The sequence below is a fragment of the Sphingobium sp. B12D2B genome, from assembly GCF_025961775.1.
Taxonomy (GTDB): domain Bacteria; phylum Pseudomonadota; class Alphaproteobacteria; order Sphingomonadales; family Sphingomonadaceae; genus Sphingobium.
On record NZ_JAOQOH010000001.1, the window covers coordinates 445,958 to 462,157 of the forward strand.

Here is a 16,200-nt window from a genome sequence, read left to right on the forward strand (position 1 = left end):
GTCAGAGCGTCAGCAGGCGGATGTCCGGCCCAGCCGCCGCGAGAAAGGCAATGGGGCCGGTGATCTCGATACGGGGGTCGAGGCTGTCCGCTACCACGGCCGCCATGGCAAGGCCGCTCTGGCAGAGGCTGACCGCCACGCCTTCATCCAGCGCATCATCCAGCAACTGCGCGAGTGTCGGCTCCCCGGCTGCAGCCCAGGCGGCGTCCTGCGGCGCGCGGATCGGGGTGCGCAACAGGGCAGCGGCATCGCCTTGCAGGAAGATGCGGGCCGCACTCCCCAGAGCGACCTCCGCCCGCGCGAGCGACAGGGCCGCGCGCAACCGAGACGGCTCGGCGCTGACGACGACGAGAGCGAGAGGCGGCCGCGCGCTCATGCGCAGGCCAGCGCGGCCTTGCAGGCCGGGTCCGGCGGAATAGCCATGGTCCGCAGGCGACGGGCGAGCAGATCGAAGACGATCAACTTGCCGGTCGCCGCTTCACCGAAGGGCACGAGGGCGCGGATGACCTCCAGCGCCGCCATCGATCCGATGATGCCGGTCAGCGCCCCGACAATGCCTTCCTCGGCGCAGGTGCGGGCGGGGTCGGTGCGGGTGTCGCCGACCAGGCAACGATAGCAGGGCTGGCCGGCTTCCCATCCCCGCCAGACACCGATCTGCCCCTCGAACTGGCCGACTGCAGCGCTCACCAGCGGAATGCGTAGCCGGGTCGCGGCGTCGGAAGCGGCGAGGCGCGTCTCGAAATTGTCGCAGCCATCCAGAATGATGTCGGCATCGCGCAGCAGCGTCGCGGCATTGTCGGCATCCAGCGCGGTGTTGATCGGAATGGCATGACAATCCGGGTTGAGCTGGCGCACTGCATCCCGCGCGGCTTCCGCCTTCGGACGACCGATGTCGTCGCTGGCGAACAGGATCTGCCGCTGCAGGTTGGAGAGGCTCACTATGTCAGGATCGATGATCCGCAGGGTGCCGATGCCGGCCGCAGCCAGATAGGCGATGGCCGGGCAGCCGATGCCGCCCGCCCCGATGATCGCAACATGCGCGCCGGCCAGCCTTGCCTGCCCTGCGCCGCCGATCTCGCGCAGCACGATGTGGCGGGCATATCGCTCAAGCTGATCGTCGGTGAAGTCCATCAGTGCGGCTGTGCGTCAGACCGTGCGGACACCGGTGGAGCCGAAACCGCCCGCACCGCGCGCCGTATCATCGAGCGTCGCGACCTCGACCATGCGCGCGATCTGCACCGGCGCCACGATCAACTGGGCGATCCTGTCGCCGCGCTTGATCTCGAAATCATCCTCGCCAAGGTTGACCAGGATCACCTTTAATTCGCCGCGATAATCGCTGTCGATCGTGCCGGGGGTGTTGGGCAGCGTGATGCCATGCTTGAGCGCCAGCCCCGACCGGGGGCGCACCTGCACCTCGAACCCCTCGGGAATGGCAAGCGCGAGACCTGTGGCCACCGCATGGCGGGCCATGCTCGGCAGCGTTACATCCTCGGCGGAGACCACGTCCATGCCGGCTGCGCCGGCGGTGGCATAGCTGGGCAATGGCAGGTCTTCGCCATGGGGCAGGCGCTTCACCGCAATGTCAACGAGCGGCCAGTTCATCGGAAATCCTTTCAATCAGCCGCGTGGCGACAAGGGCTTTGGGCATGTCCGGCCAGTCTTCGACGCCCTGCGCCGTGACCAGATGGACGCTGTTATGCGATCCGCCCATGACATCGCCGGACACGTCATTGGCGACGATCCAGTCCGCGCCCTTGCGCTGGCGCTTGGCGATGGCGTGGTCGACGACAGTTTCCGTCTCGGCCGCGAAGCCGACGAGCAAGGCGGGCCGCTGGATGTGCCGCGCCAGTGTGGCGAGAATGTCCGGATTCTCGGCCAGCGCGAGCGGGGCGGGCGTGCCCGAGCCATCCTTCTTGATCTTCTGATCGGCCTCGTCGGCGGCGCGCCAATCGGCCACTGCTGCGACCAATATGGCAATATCGGCTGGCAAGGCTCCCTCCACGGCGGCCTGCATCTCCCGCGCGGTCTGCACGTCGACGCGGGTGACGCCACGCGGCGTGGGCAGGCTGACCGGTCCGGCGACGAGCGTCACGCGCGCACCGGCCTGTGCGGCGGCGGCGGCAATCGCAAAGCCCTGCTGCCCGGAGGATCGATTGGCGATGTAGCGCACCGGGTCGATCGGCTCATGTGTGGGGCCGGCGGTGACCAGCACATGGCGGCCGAGCAGATTGGCGTGGCTGAGGTCGGGCGCGTGGATCGTTCGGCTGGTGTCGGTCAGCAGCGCGGCCGGTGACGGCGCCTCTGCCAGCAGACGCTCGATGTCCTGCACGATGGCGGCTGGCTCGGGCAGGCGGCCCTTGCCCCACTCGTTGCAGGCCATGGCGCCGACGTCCGGCTCCATCACATGGATGCCATCGCCGCGCAGCGTGTCGAGGTTTCGCTGGGTGGCCTTGTGGTGCCACATCCGCACATTCATCGCGGGCACGGCGAGCACCGGCTTGTCGGTGGCGAGCAGCACGGTGGTGGCGAGATCGTCAGCGATGCCCGATGCCATCTTGGCGAGGATGTTGGCGGTTGCCGGCGCGACAACGATCAGGTCGGCCTCGCGGCTGAGCTGGATATGGCCGATCTCGCGCTCCTCCTTGAGGTCGAACATGTCACCATAGACATGATCCTCGGTGAGCACGCCGAAGGAGAGCGGCGTCACGAATTTGGTGGCGGCGTCGGTCAGCACGGCGCGCACGCCAAGGCCCTTGCCCTTGAGCAGGCGCACCAGTTCCAGCGCCTTGTAGGCGGCGATCCCGCCGGAGACGATGAGGAGGATCCGCTGGGTCATGATGGTTCCATAGCGGCTGGGCGCCGGTCCGGCTAGCGGCTCGGCAGGGGCGGGATGTCAGCCAAGGAGCGCCATGGCGCCGGCGCCGGCTGCTGCCGCCAGAATCGCCACGCCCGCATATCGCCAGAACCAGCCGACCTTCACCTGCACCAGCTTCACCGCCGGCAGGGGGGGCGGGGGCGGGGCGCCACCCGGCTCGGGATAGGCTTCCTCCAGCCGCCGGACGAGGCCGGGCAGGCGGCGGATCGTGTCCACGGTTTCATGGATCGAATCGGCGAGCTTGGCTTCGGGGCCTAGTTCGTCGCGCAGCCAGCTCTTCACATAGGGGCCGGAAACGTCCCACATGTTGATCGTCGGGTCGAGCATGGTCGCCACGCCCTCGACCATCACCATCGTCTTTTGCAGCAGCAGCAGATGGGGCTGCGTCTGCATGTCGAAATCGCGGGTGATGGCGAAGAGGCCGTCCAGCATCTGGCCCACAGAGAGTTCACTGACCGGCTTACCGCGCATGGGCTCGCCGACGGCGCGCAGGGCAGTCGCGAACTCAGCGACATTATGGTGGGCGGGGACGTATTGCGCCTCGAAATGGATTTCCGCCACGCGGCGATAATTGCCGGTGATGAGGCCGTAGAGAATCTCCGCCAGCCACAGCCGCGCGCGCCGGTCGATCCGCCCCATGATGCCGAAGTCGATGGCGACGATGGTGCCATCAGCCTGCACGAAGAGATTGCCCTGGTGCATATCGGCATGGAAAAAGCCGTCGGCGATGGCCTGCCGCAGGAAGGTGTTGACGAGCCGCGCGGCCAGATCGCTCAGATCATGCCCGGCGGCGACCAGCGCCGCTTGGTCGCTGATCTTGATCCCGTCGATCCATTCGAGGGTCATCACCCGGCCGTTGGTGCGATCCCAGTCGATTTGCGGGATGCGATAGCGCGGCACGGCGGACATGGCCTCGGCCAGTTCGGAGGCAGAGGCTGCCTCGCGCCGCAGATCCAGCTCGCGCGCTGTCCAGCGCTTGAGATTGGCGACGACCAGACGCGGTCGGAGGCGCGAGGCCTCGCCGCCCAGTTGCTCCAGATGCGCCGCTGCCCATTCATAAGTGTCGATGTCGCGGTTGAATCGCTCGCGAATGCCCGGGCGCAGCACCTTGATGGCGACCGCGCGGCCGTCCGTCGTCACGGCACGATGCACCTGCGCGATGGACGCCGCGCCCACGGCGTGCTCATCGACACTGGCGTAGATCGAGTCGAGCGGTCGCCCGAAGCTGGCTTCGATCTCGGCGCGAATCGCGGAGAAGGGCATGGGCGGCAGCGCGTCCTGCAGCGACAGCAGATCGCGGGCGGCATCCTCACCGACCAGATCGGGGCGCGTCGCCAGCGACTGGCCGAGCTTGATCGCGGCCGGGCCAATGGCTTGAAACGCCTCCGCATAGCGCGGCTCCTTGGGCACGCGCGCACCGAGCCGCGCCAGCCGTGCGAGGCGGCGGACCGGCGCGGGCGTATTGCCATCCCGCTCGATACCGCGCAGCGCGCCATGCCGGGCGAGGGTCCGCCCCCACGAAAGCAGGCGCCAGAGATGGGTGATATGCGCTGTCATGACCTTATCGCCTTACGGAACGCACCATGGGGCTGCTGCGCCGGCCGGTCATATCTTCCACCCCGAGTGGATGGCGACGAGGCCGCCCATGATCGGCTCGGCCTTCGCCTGCACGAAGCCGGCCTCTTCGATCATGCCCTTGAACCTGGGCATGTCCGGGAAGCGGCGGATGGATTCGATGAGATAGCGGTAGCTCTCCGCATCCCCGGCGATCATCTGGCCGAGCTTGGGCACCAGTTTGTGCGAATAAGCGTCGTACACATCGCCGAAGCCCGGCCAGGTGGTGCTGGAAAATTCCAGGCAGAAAAAGCGCCCGCCATATTTGAGCACGCGGTGCGCCTCGCGCAGCGCCGCCGGGATGTCGGTCACATTACGGATGCCGAACGCGATGGTGTAGGCATCGAAGCTGCGATCGCCGAAGACGAGCTGCTCGGCATTTTGCGGCTGCCAGACCAGCCCCTCGATGCCGCGCTTCTGCGCCCGCGTCATGCCGACGGCGAGCATATCCTCGTTGATGTCGCTCACCGTCACGCGCGCGCCATGCTTGGCCATGCGGAAGGCGATGTCGCCAGTGCCGCCGGCCATGTCGAGAATCGCCTCGTCCTTGCGCGGCTTCACGCGGCGGACGAACTGGTCCTTCCACAGCCGATGCATACCGCCGGACATCGCATCGTTCATGATGTCGTAGTTGCGGGCGACATTGGAAAAGACGTCGCCGACCAGCTTCGTCTTTTCCTCGGGGGCTACCTCACGATAGCCAAAGGACACTGTCTCGCTCATGGGGCCGGGCTCTAGCCGACTCTGCCGGTCGCGCAAAGGGCGAACCATGCCGGAGCGGCCGATGCCGCGCGGGATGGGCCACCGTCAGCTCATGCCGGGTCGGCGAGCGCGACCGGCGCGCCGAGATGGGCCAGGAAATCCGGCTTGCCGATCGCGATCCCACGTGCCCGCAGCAGCGCATAGGCCATGGTCGCATGGAACAGGAAATTGGGCAGCATGAAGCCGGTGACATAATCCCGCCCGTGGAACCGATATCCCTGGCCGTTCGGGAAGCGCAGCACGATCTCGCGGTCCTCGCTGCCCTCCAGTTGCGCGGGCGTCACGCTCCGGACGAAGGCGATGGTCTTTGCGCACCGCTCCTGCAGGGCATCGAGGCTCGCCTCGGTGTCCGGCATGGCGGGCGGCTCGATGCCGGCGAGACGGGCGATGCCATTCTTGGCGCTGTCCGACGCCATCTGATATTGCGCCGTGAGCGGGCGCATATCCTCGATCAGACGGGCGGCCAGCAGATCGGCCTGCGTGGCGCGGACATCGTCCCGACCGAGCCAGTTTTTCATGTTGCCGAGCGTGTTGACGAGGAGGGGAACGGTGATCTCGTGCATGGTCAGGGTCATCGGCGCCTCGCCTTCTCTATCTGTAAGATTGCGGATGTGCGCGTGCGGGCCGAAAGAGGCAAGGCGGCATTTCAAAACGCACGACCGCCACGCGTGCCCCTTGGGGTGAGCCGCGCTTGACCGGTTGGCGGCCTCTCTGTATAGGCCCGCCTGCCTCGCGGCCCGCAACCTGTGCTTTCACTAGGATTCGGTCGCTCGTCCGCTGGGTCATACAGAGCTTGAACATTGCCTATGCTCTTGCGGGGCCAGGGGGTCTTTACCGACCGCCGGGTCTCTTGTCGTTTGGAGGTCAGCCCCGGCTGGCCATCGGCCGACCCAGGACATGCAGATGGCAGAGTAACTGAAAAAAGGTGAAGGGCTTCATGCCAACGATCAACCAGCTGGTCCGCAAGGGCCGCGAGCCGCAGAAGGCCAAGAGCAAGGTCCCTGCGATGGAGCAGAACCCGCAGAAGCGCGGCGTCTGCACCCGTGTCTACACCGTGACCCCGAAGAAGCCGAACTCGGCTCTCCGCAAGGTCTGCAAGGTGCGCCTCACCAACAGCCGTGAGGTCATCAGCTACATTCCGGGCGAAGGCCACAACCTCCAGGAACACAGCGTCGTGCTGATCCGTGGCGGCCGTGTGCGCGACCTTCCCGGTGTGCGCTATCACGTTCTTCGCGGCGTTCTGGATACCCAGGGCGTCAAGGACCGCAAGCAGAGCCGTTCCAAGTACGGCGCGAAGCGTCCGAAGTAAGTAGGGGAGAACAGAGATATGTCACGTCGTCGTCGCCCCGAAAAGCGCGTCATCCTGCCCGATCCCCAGTATGGCGATCAGGTTCTGTCCAAGTTCATGAACAGCGTCATGTATGACGGCAAGAAGGCCGTCGCTGAGCAGATTGTTTATGGCGCACTGGCCACCGTTGAAACCCGCGCCAAGAAGGATCCGATCTCGGTCTTTCATGACGCCCTCAACAATGTGAAGCCGGGCATCGAGGTCCGCAGCCGCCGTGTTGGCGGTGCGACCTATCAGGTGCCGGTGGAAGTCCGTCCCGAGCGCGCCCAGGCGCTGGCCATTCGCTGGCTCATCAATGCGGCGCGCAGCCGCAGCGAGACCACGATGGCGGCCCGCCTCTCCGGCGAGCTTCTGGACGCCGCGAACAACCGTGGCAATGCCGTGAAGAAGCGTGAAGACACGCACCGGATGGCCGAAGCCAACCGCGCCTTCTCGCATTACCGCTGGTAAGCACTATATTGGACGCCGGGGCAGTCACAGGACTGTCCCGGCTTCCTGCACCACCGTTCGCTCGGGCCTGTCGAAGGGCTGTTCTTCCGTGAGGGGAGAAACGGGTCCCCGCCGAGCCAACCCGAACGGAGAGGAACCTTTCAGACCGCAGCCCCGCCGCACGCGGGCAATGGAGTAAAGATCATGGCCCGCAGCCACCCGCTCGAGCGTTACCGCAATTTCGGCATTATGGCGCACATCGACGCCGGCAAGACGACGACGACCGAGCGCATCCTCTATTACACCGGCAAGTCCTACAAGATCGGCGAAGTGCACGACGGCGCCGCCACGATGGACTGGATGGAGCAGGAGCAGGAGCGCGGCATCACGATCACGTCGGCTGCGACGACCTGCCTGTGGAAGGCTGACGAGGGCAAGGGCCCCGAGCATCGCCTGAACATCATCGACACCCCCGGCCACGTGGACTTCACCATCGAGGTGGAGCGCTCGCTGCGCGTGCTCGATGGCGCGGTTGCCGCGTTCGACGGCGTTGCCGGCGTGGAGCCGCAGTCGGAGACGGTGTGGCGTCAGGCCGACAAGTATGGCGTGCCCCGGATGTGCTTCATTAACAAGCTCGACCGCACGGGTGCCAATTTCTATTATTGCGTGCAGACGATCATCGATCGCCTGGGCGCGACCCCGGCCGTCCTGTATCTGCCCATCGGTGCGGAATCGGACTTCAAGGGTCTCGTCGACCTCGTGAACAACCGCGCGATCATCTGGAAGGATGAGAATCTGGGCGCTGAATTCTTCTATGAAGAAATTCCGGCCGACCTCGCCGACAAGGCTGCCGAGTATCGCGAGAAGCTGGTTGAGCTGGCTGTCGAGCAGGACGATGCCGCGATGGAAGCCTATCTCGAGGGTAACGAGCCCGACGTCGCGACGCTCAAGAAGTTGATCCGCAAGGGCACGCTGAACCAGAGCTTCGTGCCGGTGCTGTGCGGCTCGGCCTTCAAGAACAAGGGCGTGCAGGCGCTGCTGGACGCGGTCGTCGACTATCTGCCCAGCCCGCTGGACATCGAGGACGTGCAGGGCATCAACCCCGACACGGAAGAGCCGGACAGCCGCGCGACCAGCGACGAGGCGCCGTTCTCCGGTCTCGCGTTCAAGATCATGAACGATCCGTTCGTCGGCTCGCTGACCTTCCTGCGCGTCTATTCCGGCACGCTGAGCAAGGGCACCTATCTGAACTCCGTGAAGGACAAGAAGGAAAAGATCGGCCGTATGCTCCTGATGCATGCGAACAGCCGTGAGGACATCGATACGGCTTATGCCGGCGATATCGTCGCGCTGGCCGGCATGAAGGAAACGACGACCGGTGACACGCTGTGCGCCGAGCGTCAGCCGATCATCCTGGAGCGCATGGAATTCCCCGAGCCGGTCATCGAGCTGTCCGTGGAACCCAAGACCAAGGCCGACCAGGAGAAGATGGGCGTCGCGCTCAACCGCCTGGCCGCCGAGGATCCGTCCTTCCGCGTTTCGACCGATCACGAATCGGGCCAGACCATCATCAAGGGCATGGGCGAGCTTCACCTCGAAATCCTGGTCGATCGCATGAAGCGCGAGTTCAAGGTCGAGGCGAATGTCGGTGCGCCGCAGGTGGCCTATCGCGAATATCTCAAGAAGGCCGTCGACGTCGATTATACCCACAAGAAGCAGTCGGGCGGCACCGGCCAGTTCGGCCGCATCAAGGTGAAGGTCACGCCGGGCGAGCGCGGTGCGGGCATCATCTTCAAGGACGAGATCAAGGGCGGTAATATTCCCAAGGAATATATCCCGGCGATCGAGAAGGGTATGCGCGAGACGGCGGCCACGGGTTCGCTCATCGGCTTCCCGATCATCGACTTCGAGATCAACCTGTATGACGGCGCCTATCACGACGTCGACTCGTCGGCGCTGGCGTTCGAAATCACCGGTCGCGGTGCGATGCGTGAAGTCGCGCAGAAGGCCGGCATCACGCTGCTCGAGCCGGTGATGAAGGTCGAGGTGGTGACGCCTGAGGAATATCTGGGTGACGTCATCGGCGACATGAACTCGCGTCGTGGCCAGATCCAGGGCACCGACAGCCGCGGTAATGCGCAGGTTGTCGAGGCGATGGTCCCGCTGGCCAACATGTTCGGCTATGTGAACTCGCTCCGCTCGTTCACCCAGGGCCGCGCAAACTACTCCATGCAGTTCTCGCACTATGACGAGGTGCCGCAGAACGTCGCGGACGAGGTGAAGGCGAAGCTGGCCTAAGCCGGCACTTTCATCTGGATTTATGTAAATTTGCTGTTATGGGGGCGCCTTCGCGAGGCTTCCCCGAGCGGTTGAACCCAAGCTATTGAGCGAAAAGAGGTAGGAAATGGCTAAGGCTAAATTCGAGCGGAACAAGCCGCACTGCAATATCGGCACCATCGGTCACGTCGACCATGGCAAGACCACGCTGACCGCCGCCATCACCAAGGTGCTGGCCGAAACCGGTGGCGCCACGTTCACGGACTATGCCAACATCGACAAGGCTCCCGAGGAGCGCGAGCGCGGCATCACGATCTCGACCGCACACGTCGAGTATGAGACTGGCGCCCGTCACTATGCGCACGTCGACTGCCCGGGCCACGCTGACTATGTGAAGAACATGATCACCGGTGCCGCCCAGATGGACGGCGCGATCCTCGTGGTGAACGCTGCTGACGGCCCGATGCCGCAGACCCGCGAGCACATCCTGCTCGCTCGTCAGGTCGGCGTGCCGGCGCTCGTCGTGTACATGAACAAGGTCGACCAGGTCGACGACGAGGAGCTCCTCGAGCTCGTCGAGCTGGAAGTGCGCGAGCTGCTCTCCAGCTACGACTTCCCGGGCGACGATATCCCCATCGTCAAGGGTTCGGCTCTGGCCGCTCTCGAAGGCCGTGACGACGCGATCGGCAAGGATTCGATCAAGGCGCTCATGGATGCCGTCGACGCCTACATCCCGCAGCCGGCCCGTCCGGTTGACCGTCCGTTCCTGATGCCGATCGAAGACGTGTTCTCGATCTCGGGTCGCGGCACCGTGGTGACCGGCCGCGTCGAGACCGGCGTTGTGAAGGTTGGCGAAGAAGTCGAGATCATCGGCCTCAAGCCCACCAAGAAGACGACCGTCACCGGTGTGGAAATGTTCCGCAAGCTGCTCGATCAGGGTGAAGCCGGCGACAACATCGGCGCGCTGATCCGTGGCGTCGGTCGTGAAGAAGTCGAGCGTGGTCAGGTTCTGGCCAAGCCGGGTTCGGTCACGCCGCACACCGAGTTCGAAGCCGAGGTGTACGTGCTGTCGAAGGACGAGGGTGGCCGTCACACGCCGTTCTTCGCCAACTATCGTCCGCAGTTCTACTTCCGCACGACGGACGTGACCGGCGAGGTCGTCCTCCCCGAGGGCACCGAGATGGTCATGCCTGGCGACAACGTGAAGCTGGCCGTCAAGCTCATCGCGCCGATCGCGATGGACCCGGGTCTCCGCTTCGCTATTCGCGAAGGTGGCCGCACGGTCGGTTCTGGGGTTGTCGCGACGATCTCGAAGTAATATAGGCAGCGAGCCGCTCGGATCAGGTGATTCGAGCGGCCTGCTTTTTTTCGCCGCTTCGCGCGGGCTCGTGAGTGCCAGAACGGCACCGGGGCCATCAGGGTGAAGCGGTTTTGTTTTGGCTCTTTCACATCGGTTAGTGGACATGGAAACGCAGAATATCCGTATTCGTCTCAAGGCATTCGATCATCGCGTGCTGGATCAGGCGACCGGCGACATCGCCGACACCGCTCGTCGTACGGGTGCTCTCATTCGCGGTCCCATTCCGCTGCCGACCCGCATCGAGAAGTTCACGGTCAACCGTGGACCGCACATCGATAAGAAGAGCCGTGAACAGTTCGAGGTCCGCACCTACAAGCGCATGCTTGATATTGTGCAGCCGACCCCGCAGACCGTCGACGCGCTGATGAAGCTCGATCTGGCTGCTGGCGTGAACGTCGAGATCAAACTGGCCTGATGGCCGTAGCGGGGCGGCCTCCGGGTCGCCTTGCAGGACATTTGGATACCGCCGGCTTCGGCCGGGCAGCGTCCTCCGTCGTTTCCGCCTCGCTTGTCGAGGGTCCGGAAGCATCCAGCCCGGACGGGGGAACGCATCGCAAAATCGGGTTGGCTGCCTGGGTCTTAGGGTCCTGGCGGTTTTTTCGTTGGATAAGCCCCCGCATCATGCAGGGGCCTCTATTGGAGGATTGGATCATGCGTACCGGCGTGATCGCGAAGAAAGTAGGTATGACCCGCCTGTTCCAGGATGATGGCCGCCATGTGCCCGTCACCGTCCTGGCGCTCGAAGGCAACCAGGTCATTGCCCGTCGCGAAATGGATAAGGACGGCTATGTAGCCGTGCAGCTGGGTGCCGGCGTTGCGAAGGCGAAGAATGTCGCCAAGCCGCAGCGCGAGCACTTTGCCAAGGCTCAGGTGGAACCCAAGGCGCAGGTCGTCGAGTTCCGCGTGGCCGAGGACGCGCTGCTCGATGTCGGCGCGGAAATCGCTGCCGATCACTTCATCGCTGGTCAGCTCGTCGATGTGACGGGTCAGACGCAGGGCAAGGGCTTTGCCGGCGCCATGAAGCGCTGGGGCTTCGGCGGTATGCGTGCCACGCACGGTGTGTCGATCAGCCACCGTGCCCACGGTTCGACGGGTAACCGTCAGGATCCGGGCCGCGTGTTCAAGAACAAGAAGATGGCCGGCCACATGGGCGACCGTCAGCGCACCCAGCAGAACCTCGAGATCGTCCGCACGGACGTGGAGCGCGGCCTGCTGTTCGTGAAGGGCAGCGTGCCCGGCTCGAAGGGCGCCTGGCTTCTCGTCAAGGACGCCGTGAAGGTCGATCGTCCGGCTGATGTGCCGTACCCGGCCAGCATCAAGTCGGCTGCGAACAATAACGCCGAGGCTCCGGCCGATACGCCTGCGCAGGACGTCGCGGCGCCCGAGGCCACTGAAGGCCAGGAGGGCTAAGTCATGAAGATCAAGGTTCTCACTCTGGACGGCGGCAAGGCCTCCGGCGATGTCGAGCTGAATGACGATGTGTTCGGCCTCGAGCCGCGCGCGGACATTCTGCACCGTGTCGTCACCTGGCAGCTTGAAAAGCGCCGTGCCCCGGCATCGGCGACGCGCGAGCGTTCTGACGTTGCCCGCACGGGCAAGAAGTTCGGTCGCCAGAAGGGCGGCGGTACGGCTCGTCACGGCGATCGCCGCGCCCCGATCTTCATCGGTGGTGGTAAGGCGCACGGTCAGCGCGCCCGTACCTTCGGGCACTCGCTCAACAAGAAGGTGCGTGCACTGGGCCTGAAGATGGCGCTTTCGGCGAAGGCCAAGGGCGGCTCGCTCACGGTTCTGGACAATCTGGACGTCAAGGACGGCAAGACCAAGGAACTGGCGGGTCAGCTCGCCAAGCTCAACCTCGGCAAGGTGCTGTTCATCGACGGCGAGGCGACCAACCTCTCCTTCGCCAAGGCCTCGTCCAATCTCGTCGGTGTCAATGTGCTCCCCGCCATCGGTGCCAATGTCTACGATATCCTGCGTGCGGACAGCCTGGTGCTGACCCGTGCCGCGGTCGAGCAGCTGGAGGCGCGCTTCAATGGCTAAGAAGCAGGCAGCAGCGGTGGCCACGCGTCATTACGACGTGATTGTCGCCCCGCACATCACCGAAAAGGCGACGCTGGTCTCCGAGCACAACGCGGTTGTGTTCAAGGTCGCGCGTGACGCTTCGAAGCCCGAGATCAAGGCCGCTGTCGAGGCGCTGTTCAATGTCAGCGTCAAGTCGGTCAACACGATCGTCCAGAAGGGCAAGACCAAGCGCTGGAAGGGCAAGCCCTACACGCGCTCGGACGTGAAGAAGGCTGTCGTGACCCTGGCCGAAGGCCAGTCGATCGACATCACCACGGGCATTTGAGGGCGGACTGAACAATGGCACTCAAGCATTATAACCCGACGAGCCCGGCCCAGCGCGGCCTGATCCTCGTCGACCGGTCCGGCCTCCACAAGGGCAAGCCCGTCAAGGCGCTGACCGAAGGCAAGCGCAAGACCGGTGGCCGCAACAACAAGGGTCATGTGACCTCGCGCGGTATCGCCGGCGGTCACAAGCAGCGCTATCGCATCATCGACTTCAAGCGTCGCAAGTGGGACGTCGAAGGCACGGTGGAGCGTCTGGAATATGACCCCAACCGCACGGCGTTCATTGCGCTGGTCAGCTATGCCGATGGCGAGCAGGCCTACATCATCGCCCCGCAGCGTCTGGCTGTGGGCGACAAGGTGATCGCAGGCAAGAAGACCGACGTGAAGCCGGGCAATGCGATGGAACTGGGTCAGATGCCGGTCGGCACGATCATCCACAACATCGAGATGAAGCCGGGCAAGGGCGCTCAGATTGCACGCAGCGCGGGCACCTATGCCCAGCTCGTCGGTCGCGATCGCGGCATGGTCATCGTCCGTCTCGGCTCGGGTGAGCAGCGCTACATCCGCTCGGACTGCATGGCGACCATCGGTGCGGTGTCGAACCCCGACAACCAGAACCAGAACCTCGCCAAGGCCGGCCGCAGCCGCTGGCTCGGCCGTCGCCCGCTCACCCGCGGCGTCGCCAAGAACCCGGTCGACCACCCGCACGGCGGTGGTGAAGGCCGGACCTCGGGCGGCCGTCATCCGGTTACCCCGTGGGGCAAGCCGACCAAGGGTGCTCGTACCCGTCACAACAAGTCGACCGACAAGATGATCATCCGGTCGCGTCACGCCAAGAAGAAGAGGTAAGCGATGGCTCGCTCCGTCTGGAAGGGTCCCTTCGTGGACCTGCATCTGCTCAAGAAGGCAGAAACCGCGCAGGAGAACAACGGCCGTGGCGGTCCGATCAAGACCTGGTCGCGCCGCTCCACCATCCTGCCGCAGTTCGTTGGCCTGACGTTCAACGTCTACAATGGTCGCAAGCACGTTCCCGTTTCGGTGAACGAAGACATGGTCGGTCACAAGCTGGGTGAATTCGCGCCGACGCGCTACTTCCCCGGCCACGCCGCTGACAAGAAGGGCAAGCGCTGATGGGCAAGGCAAAAGCTCCCCGCCGCGTCTCGGACAATGAGGCGCTGGCCGTCGGCACGCAGATCCGCGGTTCGGCCCAGAAGCTGAACCTGGTCGCCGCGCTCATCCGTGGCCGCAAGGTCGAGGACGCGATGAACGTGCTCGCCTTCTCCAAGCGCGCGATGGCGGTCGATGTTCGCAAGGTGCTCGCCAGCGCGGTCGCCAATGCGGAGAACAACCACAATCTCGACGTCGACGCGCTCGTCGTCGCCGAGGCGAGTGTCGGCAAGTCGTTCACCATGAAGCGCTTCCATGCGCGTGGTCGCGGCAAGTCCACCCGCATCCTGAAGCCCTTCAGCCGCGTGCGCATCGTCGTGCGTGAAGCTGCGGAAGAGGAGGCCTGATCCATGGGTCACAAGAGCAATCCCATCGGTCTGCGCCTGCAGATCAACCGCACCTGGGACAGCCGCTGGTTCGCGGAAGGCCAGGACTATGGTCGCCTGCTGCTTGAGGATCTCAAGATCCGCAAGTATGTCATGAAGACGCTGCCCCAGGCCGCGATCTCCAAGGTGGTCATCGAGCGTCCGGCCAAGCTGTGCCGCGTGTCGATCTATGCAGCCCGTCCCGGTGTCATCATCGGCAAGAAGGGCGCGGACATTGAGAAGCTGCGCAAGAAGCTGAGCGCGATGACGTCCAGCGACGTGAGCCTGAACATCGTCGAGATCCGCAAGCCGGAAATCGACTCCAAGCTCGTCGCCCAGGGCGTTGCCGATCAGCTCGAGCGTCGTATCGCTTTCCGTCGCGCCATGAAGCGCGCCGTGCAGAGCGCGCTTCGTCTCGGCGCCGAGGGCATCAAGATCACCTGCGGCGGCCGTCTGGGCGGCGCGGAGATCGCCCGTGTCGAGTGGTATCGCGAAGGTCGCGTTCCGCTGCACACGCTGCGTGCGAACGTCGATTATGCAGAAGCCGAGGCCCACACGGCCTATGGCGTTTGCGGCATCAAGGTCTGGATCTTCAAGGGCGAGATCCTCGGCCACGATCCGATGGCGACCGACCGTCTCATGCTGGAGGCTCAGACCTCCGGTGTGCGTCCGGCTCGCTGAGAATTGAGAGCAAGGTAAAGCATCATGCTACAGCCGAAGAAAACCAAGTTCCGCAAGACCTTCAAGGGTCGCATCAAGGGCGATGCCAAGGGTGGAACGGACCTCAATTTCGGATCCTACGGCCTCAAGGCTCTGGAACCGGAGCGGGTCACCGCGCGCCAGATCGAAGCGGCTCGCCGCGCGATCACGCGTCACATCCGTCGTCAGGGCCGTCTCTGGATCCGCGTCTTCCCGGACGTGCCGGTGTCCAAGAAGCCTGCCGAAGTCCGTCAGGGTAAGGGCAAGGGTTCGATCGAATATTGGGCGGCGCGCGTAAAGCCCGGCCGCATCCTGTTCGAGCTGGACGGCGTGCCCGGTCCGCTGGCTGCGGAAGCATTCAGCCGCGCAGCGATGAAGCTGCCGATCAAGACGAAGGTGGTGGCGCGTCTCGGCGACACCTCGCATCTGGGAGCATGATGGTCATGACCAAGATTTCTGACCTCAAGGCGAAGAGCGACGATCAGCTGTCGACCGATCTGGGCGAGCTGAAGCGCGAGCAGTTCAACCTGCGCTTTCAGGCTGCGACCAACCAGCTTGAGAAGCCGAGCCGCGTGCGCGAAGTGCGTCGTGACATCGCGCGGATCAAAACCCTCCAGGCCGAGCGTTCGCGCTCGTCCGCGAAGTAAGAAGGAAACAGGCCCATGCCCAAGCGCGTGCTGACGGGAACGGTGGTTTCCGACAAGGGTGACAAGACGGTCGTCGTCAAGGTGGAGCGCAAGGTGAAGCACCCGCTCTACGGCAAGATCATCCGTCGCTCGAAGAAGTATCACGCCCACGATGATGCCAACGAGTATCACGAGGGTGAGACCGTCCGTATCGAGGAGACGGCGCCGATCTCGAAGCTGAAGACCTGGAAGGTCATCGCGCGGGTCGACACCCACAAGTCTCCCGAGCAGGTCGCTGCAGACGCAGCAGCCTGAGCAGGTCTCAA

The 16,200-nt window shown here is 64.5% G+C and carries 22 protein-coding genes; 15 read left to right on the forward strand and 7 right to left on the reverse strand.

Annotated features, from left to right (window positions below):
• Position 1: 1 nt before the first annotated feature.
• From M2335_RS02195 to M2335_RS02225, 7 genes are all read right to left on the reverse strand, one after another.
• Positions 2-376 carry a DsrE family protein gene (locus M2335_RS02195; protein WP_264593637.1) on the reverse strand — a complete coding sequence of 125 codons (375 nt, stop codon included), beginning with the start codon at positions 374-376 and terminating at the stop codon, positions 2-4.
• On the reverse strand, positions 373-1,131 hold the full coding sequence (locus M2335_RS02200; RefSeq protein WP_264593638.1) for a HesA/MoeB/ThiF family protein: 759 nt from the start codon (positions 1,129-1,131) through the stop codon (positions 373-375). Before M2335_RS02200 ends, M2335_RS02195 begins: the two co-directional genes overlap by 4 nt.
• A 15-nt stretch (positions 1,132-1,146) precedes the next feature.
• Positions 1,147-1,605: a dUTP diphosphatase gene (dut, locus tag M2335_RS02205; RefSeq protein ID WP_181561241.1), complete on the reverse strand. Its 459-nt coding sequence runs from the start codon at positions 1,603-1,605 to the stop codon at positions 1,147-1,149.
• The gene (gene coaBC / locus M2335_RS02210; protein ID WP_264593639.1) at positions 1,586-2,839 is read right to left on the reverse strand and encodes a bifunctional phosphopantothenoylcysteine decarboxylase/phosphopantothenate--cysteine ligase CoaBC; all 1,254 of its coding nucleotides are present in this window, start codon (positions 2,837-2,839) and stop codon (positions 1,586-1,588) included. The genes dut and coaBC overlap by 20 nt, the downstream gene beginning before the upstream one ends.
• Before the next feature lie 57 nt (positions 2,840-2,896).
• On the reverse strand, positions 2,897-4,435 hold the full coding sequence (gene ubiB, locus M2335_RS02215) for a 2-polyprenylphenol 6-hydroxylase (protein WP_264593640.1): 1,539 nt from the start codon (positions 4,433-4,435) through the stop codon (positions 2,897-2,899).
• A gap of 48 nt (positions 4,436-4,483) precedes the next feature.
• A complete protein-coding gene (locus M2335_RS02220; protein ID WP_264593641.1) occupies positions 4,484-5,215 on the reverse strand; it encodes a class I SAM-dependent methyltransferase in 732 nt (243 codons plus the stop codon).
• 89 nt (positions 5,216-5,304) lie between these two features.
• Positions 5,305-5,829: a DUF1993 family protein gene (locus M2335_RS02225; RefSeq protein ID WP_264593642.1), complete on the reverse strand. Its 525-nt coding sequence runs from the start codon at positions 5,827-5,829 to the stop codon at positions 5,305-5,307.
• Positions 5,830-6,191: 362 nt separating this feature from the next.
• Here M2335_RS02225 and rpsL point away from each other — a divergent pair, with 362 nt between their 5' ends.
• From rpsL to rpsQ, 15 genes are all read left to right on the forward strand, one after another.
• The gene (gene rpsL / locus M2335_RS02230; RefSeq protein WP_181561246.1) at positions 6,192-6,563 is read left to right on the forward strand and encodes a 30S ribosomal protein S12; all 372 of its coding nucleotides are present in this window, start codon (positions 6,192-6,194) and stop codon (positions 6,561-6,563) included.
• 18 nt (positions 6,564-6,581) lie between these two features.
• Positions 6,582-7,052: a 30S ribosomal protein S7 gene (gene rpsG / locus M2335_RS02235; RefSeq protein WP_181561247.1), complete on the forward strand. Its 471-nt coding sequence runs from the start codon at positions 6,582-6,584 to the stop codon at positions 7,050-7,052.
• Positions 7,053-7,235: 183 nt separating this feature from the next.
• Positions 7,236-9,329 (forward strand): elongation factor G, encoded by a 2,094-nt coding sequence (gene fusA / locus M2335_RS02240; protein ID WP_264571786.1) that lies wholly within the window; start codon positions 7,236-7,238, stop codon positions 9,327-9,329.
• Between the two features lie 106 nt (positions 9,330-9,435).
• Entirely contained in the window at positions 9,436-10,626 is a 1,191-nt protein-coding gene (tuf, locus tag M2335_RS02245; protein ID WP_181561249.1) for an elongation factor Tu, read from the forward strand.
• A gap of 145 nt (positions 10,627-10,771) precedes the next feature.
• Entirely contained in the window at positions 10,772-11,083 is a 312-nt protein-coding gene (gene rpsJ, locus M2335_RS02250; protein ID WP_014077880.1) for a 30S ribosomal protein S10, read from the forward strand.
• Positions 11,084-11,319: 236 nt separating this feature from the next.
• Positions 11,320-12,078, forward strand: coding sequence for a 50S ribosomal protein L3 (rplC, locus tag M2335_RS02255; RefSeq protein ID WP_181561250.1), 759 nt, complete (start codon positions 11,320-11,322; stop codon positions 12,076-12,078).
• Between the two features lie 3 nt (positions 12,079-12,081).
• On the forward strand, positions 12,082-12,708 hold the full coding sequence (gene rplD / locus M2335_RS02260) for a 50S ribosomal protein L4 (RefSeq protein WP_264571787.1): 627 nt from the start codon (positions 12,082-12,084) through the stop codon (positions 12,706-12,708).
• Positions 12,701-13,015: a 50S ribosomal protein L23 gene (locus M2335_RS02265; protein ID WP_181561252.1), complete on the forward strand. Its 315-nt coding sequence runs from the start codon at positions 12,701-12,703 to the stop codon at positions 13,013-13,015. Before rplD ends, M2335_RS02265 begins: the two co-directional genes overlap by 8 nt.
• Before the next feature lie 14 nt (positions 13,016-13,029).
• Positions 13,030-13,866, forward strand: coding sequence for a 50S ribosomal protein L2 (rplB, locus tag M2335_RS02270; RefSeq protein WP_181561253.1), 837 nt, complete (start codon positions 13,030-13,032; stop codon positions 13,864-13,866).
• Positions 13,867-13,869: 3 nt separating this feature from the next.
• Positions 13,870-14,148: a 30S ribosomal protein S19 gene (rpsS, locus tag M2335_RS02275; protein ID WP_181561254.1), complete on the forward strand. Its 279-nt coding sequence runs from the start codon at positions 13,870-13,872 to the stop codon at positions 14,146-14,148.
• Complete coding sequence (gene rplV, locus M2335_RS02280) at positions 14,148-14,531, forward strand: 50S ribosomal protein L22 (RefSeq protein ID WP_181561255.1); 384 nt, start codon at positions 14,148-14,150, stop codon at positions 14,529-14,531. Before rpsS ends, rplV begins: the two co-directional genes overlap by 1 nt.
• A 3-nt stretch (positions 14,532-14,534) precedes the next feature.
• Complete coding sequence (gene rpsC / locus M2335_RS02285) at positions 14,535-15,230, forward strand: 30S ribosomal protein S3 (RefSeq protein ID WP_181561256.1); 696 nt, start codon at positions 14,535-14,537, stop codon at positions 15,228-15,230.
• A 24-nt stretch (positions 15,231-15,254) separates the two neighbouring features.
• Positions 15,255-15,686, forward strand: a complete 432-nt coding sequence (gene rplP / locus M2335_RS02290; protein WP_181561257.1) for a 50S ribosomal protein L16 — start codon at positions 15,255-15,257, stop codon at positions 15,684-15,686.
• Between the two features lie 5 nt (positions 15,687-15,691).
• The gene (gene rpmC, locus M2335_RS02295) at positions 15,692-15,895 is read left to right on the forward strand and encodes a 50S ribosomal protein L29 (protein ID WP_181561258.1); all 204 of its coding nucleotides are present in this window, start codon (positions 15,692-15,694) and stop codon (positions 15,893-15,895) included.
• A gap of 15 nt (positions 15,896-15,910) precedes the next feature.
• The gene (gene rpsQ / locus M2335_RS02300; protein ID WP_181561259.1) at positions 15,911-16,189 is read left to right on the forward strand and encodes a 30S ribosomal protein S17; all 279 of its coding nucleotides are present in this window, start codon (positions 15,911-15,913) and stop codon (positions 16,187-16,189) included.
• Positions 16,190-16,200: the final 11 nt, after the last annotated feature.